This is a genomic window from Marinobacter maroccanus, assembly GCF_002933275.1.
Taxonomy (GTDB): domain Bacteria; phylum Pseudomonadota; class Gammaproteobacteria; order Pseudomonadales; family Oleiphilaceae; genus Marinobacter; species Marinobacter maroccanus.
On the sequence record NZ_PSSX01000034.1, the window covers coordinates 1 to 4,982 of the forward strand.

5 protein-coding genes are annotated in these 4,982 nt (G+C 54.7%); all 5 read left to right on the plus strand.

The genetic code is table 11. The features are described 5' to 3' along the window. Positions 1–226 precede the first annotated feature (226 nt). Positions 227–646, plus strand: coding sequence for an antirestriction protein (locus KEHDKFFH_RS19805; RefSeq protein WP_104323490.1), 420 nt, complete (start codon positions 227–229; stop codon positions 644–646). Next, complete coding sequence (locus KEHDKFFH_RS19810; protein ID WP_146084242.1) at positions 603–2,303, plus strand: DNA sulfur modification protein DndB; 1,701 nt, start codon at positions 603–605, stop codon at positions 2,301–2,303. Before KEHDKFFH_RS19805 ends, KEHDKFFH_RS19810 begins: the two co-directional genes overlap by 44 nt. Positions 2,304–2,356: 53 nt before the next feature. Then, positions 2,357–2,779 carry a hypothetical protein gene (locus KEHDKFFH_RS19815; protein ID WP_158253212.1) on the plus strand — a complete coding sequence of 141 codons (423 nt, stop codon included), beginning with the start codon at positions 2,357–2,359 and terminating at the stop codon, positions 2,777–2,779. Between the two features lie 312 nt (positions 2,780–3,091). Beyond that, positions 3,092–3,523, plus strand: a complete 432-nt coding sequence (gene umuD, locus KEHDKFFH_RS19820) for a translesion error-prone DNA polymerase V autoproteolytic subunit (RefSeq protein WP_104323493.1) — start codon at positions 3,092–3,094, stop codon at positions 3,521–3,523. A gap of 2 nt (positions 3,524–3,525) precedes the next feature. Beyond that, positions 3,526–4,806 carry a translesion error-prone DNA polymerase V subunit UmuC gene (umuC, locus tag KEHDKFFH_RS19825; protein ID WP_104323494.1) on the plus strand — a complete coding sequence of 427 codons (1,281 nt, stop codon included), beginning with the start codon at positions 3,526–3,528 and terminating at the stop codon, positions 4,804–4,806. The last annotated feature ends 176 nt before the right edge of the window (positions 4,807–4,982 follow it).

A 4,982-nucleotide genomic window follows, 5' to 3' on the forward strand; every position in this document is an offset into this window, starting at 1 on the left:
CGATCCCGGCGGTCTCCGGACAATCAAGATCATCACAAGGAAAAAGACAAGCCTGGCGTTAGATGAATATGCGCAAAGGGGGCTGATTCATATGGGTTTTTAGTCTTTCAAAGATATACAAAGGGATTGACACAAGAGCAAGGAAAACCGATAATAATCACATGGTCAGCGGGGTGCTGGCCACCGGGTTCGCCGCCGGTTATCGAGGCGAGTTAGGAGATTTGCCATGAGCACTGCACAAACCCTTCCTGAGTTTTTTACTCGTGTACCAAAGCTTCAGCGCGCGCAAACCATGCACCAATACTGGGGCGACCGTTGCGTGAACCTGGAAATGTTCGTCTTCAGTTTCATGAACACCTTCAACGATGCCTATAACGGCGGCTATTGGGATTTAAACATTACCCCTAATGACGCGCTCTACATCTCTCTGAGCACAGACGAGCCGGTTCGTTTGGTGAGCCCGCTGAACTATGCAGACGAAACCATGAGCACAGATGCTGCAGGTCTGGTTCTGACCATTTACGCCAGTTCCTATGGAATGAACAAGTTCCCGGAAGACGCACAGATCCTGGAAACCTACGACAAGCTAATGGAAGTCGTTGGTGATCATCCGGAAGCCTCCAAAATCTATCGCCTTCTCGACTGAATGCAGGGGGCAATTGCTCCCTGTTTCCGCCCGGAAACTTACTAAAAGGAATTCCAAAATGTTTTACATCGTCGCAGTGGACACCGTCACGATCCGCAAAGGCTATGACGAAAAATTCCCAGCTGGAAAAATTATCAGTCGTCACAAGAGTGAGGATGTAGCTCAAGATCGCTTTCGCAAACTGGAGCGTCAGGCAGACAAAGTTGAAAATATCGCCATGGTCGAAGATTGTGCCGGCCACGCGGTCAGTGACGTTGTGCCCAAGCTGGCTCAAAAAGCGCTGGCTGACCGCCGCGAGAAACTGGGCCTACAACTGGCAAAGGATCTGGTGCGACAAGATCGAGGCGGAGAGATCGACAACCCGCATTTTTTCGCGGCTTGGCTGGAACAACTGGGCATGACCGTTGATGAGCTGCGGGCCGAGTTTGGTGGGCGCGCCGCGGCAGAACTGGACGAGACTGAAAAAGTGCGGCAAGCCTTCGCGGAGCGAATGGCGAGAATCAACGCGATTGAATCGAGCGTCACCGAGCGGTCTGAAATCACGTTCAGCTTTCCGGCCGTCAAAGGCATTCAGGCAGGTAGTGAGTATTACACCGCTCAGGTTCCATTCAAGTACCTGGTGAAGCTGTTCCGATTTGATGACGAGGCAGTACCTCCCGAGGCCAGGGCGCAGCGCAATCTCAATGAGAGGCATGCCCAGGATATTGCCGATTACATTCTGGAGAATCGGCATGAGTTCGTGTTACCGGCCATCACAGCCAGTGTCAGTGCGGAAATGGCATTTGAGGGGCTTCAAGTGTCCGGTGCCGGTTCGCGGGTGGGGGTGCTGCACATTCCCCTGGACGCAACGCTGTTGATCAACGACGGACAGCACAGAAGGCGGGGCATTGAGCTGGCACTGAAATCGTTGCCGATGCTGTGCGACGAAACGATTGCTGTCACGTTATTTTTTGATCACGGATTGAAGCGCAGTCAGCAGATGTTCGCCGATATTAACGCCAATGCCAAAAAACCCAGTTCGTCCCTTTCGGCGTTATACGACCAGCGTGATCCGTTCAACGGATTTTGCCTGCACTTGCTTGAGCAATTGCCCGACATTCGCCGGCGAATCGAGTTTGAATCCGGCTCGGTAGGCGCCAAGAGCTTCAAGTTGTGGAGCCTGGTGAGCTTCAAGAAGTTTGTCACGCTTTTGACCGGCGTGAGCAAGGGCAACATTACGGATTATGACGAGGCGTACCGAAAGGACATTACAACGGCTGTGAAAACGTTTTTTGAAAAGGCGAGGGCGCACGTTCCAATGTGGGATCTGATGCTCGCCGGCACGGTCTCAGCCCAGGAAATGCGTGAGCAGTACGTGGTCGCCCATGCCGTTTTCTTTGAGGCGCTGGGTTTTTATGGCGCGCCAATGGTTGAGTCGGAAGTGGTTCGTGGCAGGAAAGAGGGCGTTGATCGCTATGATGCTATGAAGCTCCTGGAGAGTCTGAATCCGGATCGCACCGCACAGGTTTGGGAAGGTCGATGTGTCGTTGCAGGACGGATGCAGAAAACCGCTGACGGCGTGAAAGGAACGGCTGCGATCTTAATGAGTCAGTCCAACCTGGTGCTGCCGCCTTCCGTGGCTGAAGTGGAAAGCCGCCTTGGGACTTTACTGAACTGAGAGGGATCCGGTCGGTTTCCGGCCGGAAACTTTGGGCAGGGGAGGGGAGTGCCGTGTTCATACCGTTCAAGGATCGGAGTATTAGGACTGGAATGCGCGTGCGGGTGTATCGCAACCTGTTAAAGCCGAGCTTCTTTTCCATCCAGGCGATGGAGGGGCCGGATAAGGGTAAGGTGGTTGGCTACGCACGGGCCGTAGGCCTGGAAAACGTAACATTCGTTGTGTCCAAAAAAACCTGGCAACGAGTGGTCACCGAGGGCGTCCGCACCGTGTTCGCCTTTGCCGATGGTGCCCTGGTGAACTGTTTAGAAGTGCTACCGGCGGGATTCGACGAACGAATTACCTTGCAGCCGTTTGAGCGCTGCTATTTTTTTAACCGGCAGCGACCCCAGATCCCGGTGACCGAAGCCGCACGCGGCTATCTTTTCGGTGCCGATTTCTGGGGTACTGCGGAGCCCGCGGGGTTGGGCCTCTAACAGGCCCTGCCCATCCTACGGGACAGCGCGGCGCGCCCTTCGGATCGGGGGTTTTCCGACGCGTTTCGCGCGCCAGGAAATGCCCTCGCGCCCATCCAGCCCCTCTGCGGGTGGCTTCCAAGGCTTGCGAGCGTCTTAACCTGGAAGAGCTTCGCAGCTGTCAAGATCGCTCGCCTCTTGTTTATCAAAGCAACACAAGCGCCCGTCCGTGGCCCGGCGTGTGGAAGAGTATGCAGGTCTGATCAGGTATCGATTTGCGCCGCCTGAATACCTATACTGTATATATATCCAGTTATCGGGCAAGGCTGTCTTATGTTGATCCGGAAAATCTATTCACCTGCGGTCGAGCACCGGCCGAAGCATATTCCCATGTATGGAGAAGCGGTTCAGGCCGGTTTTCCTTCCCCCGCACAGGATTATGTCGAGAACAGTTTATCCCTGGACGAGCTGTGCATTCGGACGCCGGCTGCCACGTTTTTTGTAAAGGCCTCGGGCAACTCAATGGAAAAGGCGGGGATCCACGATGGCGATGTGTTGGTCATCGATCGGAGCGTTCCGGCCAGTCATCGTAAGTTGGTTATTGCGAGCGTTGATGGTGAATTTCTGTGCAAGCGATTGGACCTCACCAATCCCGCCAAGCCGGTACTGCGTGCTGAAAGCGACGACTATCCCGACATCACTCTCAATGACGAATCCGAGCTTGAGATTTTTGGGGTGGTGACGACGGTGGTTCACCCGGTCTGACCATGCCTCAGATATTTGCCCTGGCTGACGTCAATGCCATGTACTGTGCCTGCGAGTCGGTTTTCGATCCTCGCCTCCGCGGTCGTGCCGTGGTGGTTGCGTCTAATAATGACGGCTGCGCGGTTGCACGAAACCAACAGGCAAAGGCGCTTGGGGTAAAGATGGGGCAGCCGATCTTTGAACTCAAAGACCTGATGGAGAACCACGGTTTGGTCGTGTGCTCATCGAATTACGCGCTTTATGGCGATATGTCATTCAGATTTATGCAGGTCCTGGCAGAGTGCGCGCCCCGAGTTATTCCCTACAGCATCGATGAAGCCTTTATGGATCTGACCGGGATCAATACAGTTGTCTCATTTGAGGATTTTGGCGTCCAGGTAAAGGCCAAGGTGGCTCAGTGGACTGGTCTGCCAATCTGCGTGGGCATTTCGACATCGCCGACTTTATCAAAGCTGGCCAACCATGGTGCGAAGAAGTACCCGGCAACCAAGGGCGTCGTTGATTTGACCGATCGGGATCGTCAACGGAAGTTGTTGAGCCTGGTGCCGGTCAGTGAAATCTGGGGCATCGGGTCGCGAATTAGCAAGCGTTTGGAAGAACTCGGTATCAAAAACGGGCTGCAGCTGGCTGACGCCGATCCGAAATGGATACGGAAACATTTCAGCGTGGTGGTGGAGCGAACGGTGAGGGAGCTCAACGGCATTCCCTGTCACGATGATCTCCTGGAGGTGGGCGCCGCGAAGAAACAAATTCTGACGTCAAAATCGTTCGGTACGCCGGTTACCCAACTCGCCACGATGCTTGCAGCGGTGACTACGCACGCAACCCGGGCCGCTGAAAAGTTGCGTGGCGAACGACGGGAGGCGGGCTTTCTCTCTGTTTTCATGTCGACCAGTCGCTACGCAGATGGTGAGCGGTACGCCAATCAGCAGGGGCTCACGTTGCCTTTCCCGACTGCAGATACCCGCGAAATCGTCCGTCACGCGGTTAAATTGGCACGAACACTTTGGCGGGATGGGTACCGATATAACAAGGCGGGGATCATGCTGAGCGATTTTCGGGAGCCTGGTGCATGCCAGTCCGACTTTTTTAATCCCATAGAAGATACGGATCGAGCCAAAGGTTTAATGTCTACGCTGGATCGAATCAACAGCATTTCTGGCAAAGGATCGGTTAAATTTGGACGTGAATTTCACAAAGACAGGAGCTGGCAGATGCGGCGCGGTAACCTCTCGCCAGCGTATACGACTCGCTGGGCTGATATTCCGGTTGTGAAGTGCTGATTTTGGGCCTGGCTTGACTGGAGCTTTATGAAGCCCAGTTTTCAATGATGGATCTGTGCGCGCCCTACGGGGCGGGCTTCTCCGGGTTCGCTATTCGCTCATCCCGCCGGTGGCGGGACTGACGCCCTCCATATCCCTCGCGCTTCCGACCTCCGGCCGGTAAAGGATCCCCGCTG

What these genes read in the sequence shown, in the direction of transcription:
- umuC (WP_104323494.1), top strand. Translation starts at nt 3,526, where the DNA reads ATGCCTCAGATATTTGCCCTGGCTGACGTCAATGCCATGTACTGTGCC.
- umuD (WP_104323493.1), top strand. Translation starts at nt 3,092, where the DNA reads ATGTTGATCCGGAAAATCTATTCACCTGCGGTCGAGCACCGGCCGAAG.
- KEHDKFFH_RS19805 (WP_104323490.1), top strand. Translation starts at nt 227, where the DNA reads ATGAGCACTGCACAAACCCTTCCTGAGTTTTTTACTCGTGTACCAAAG.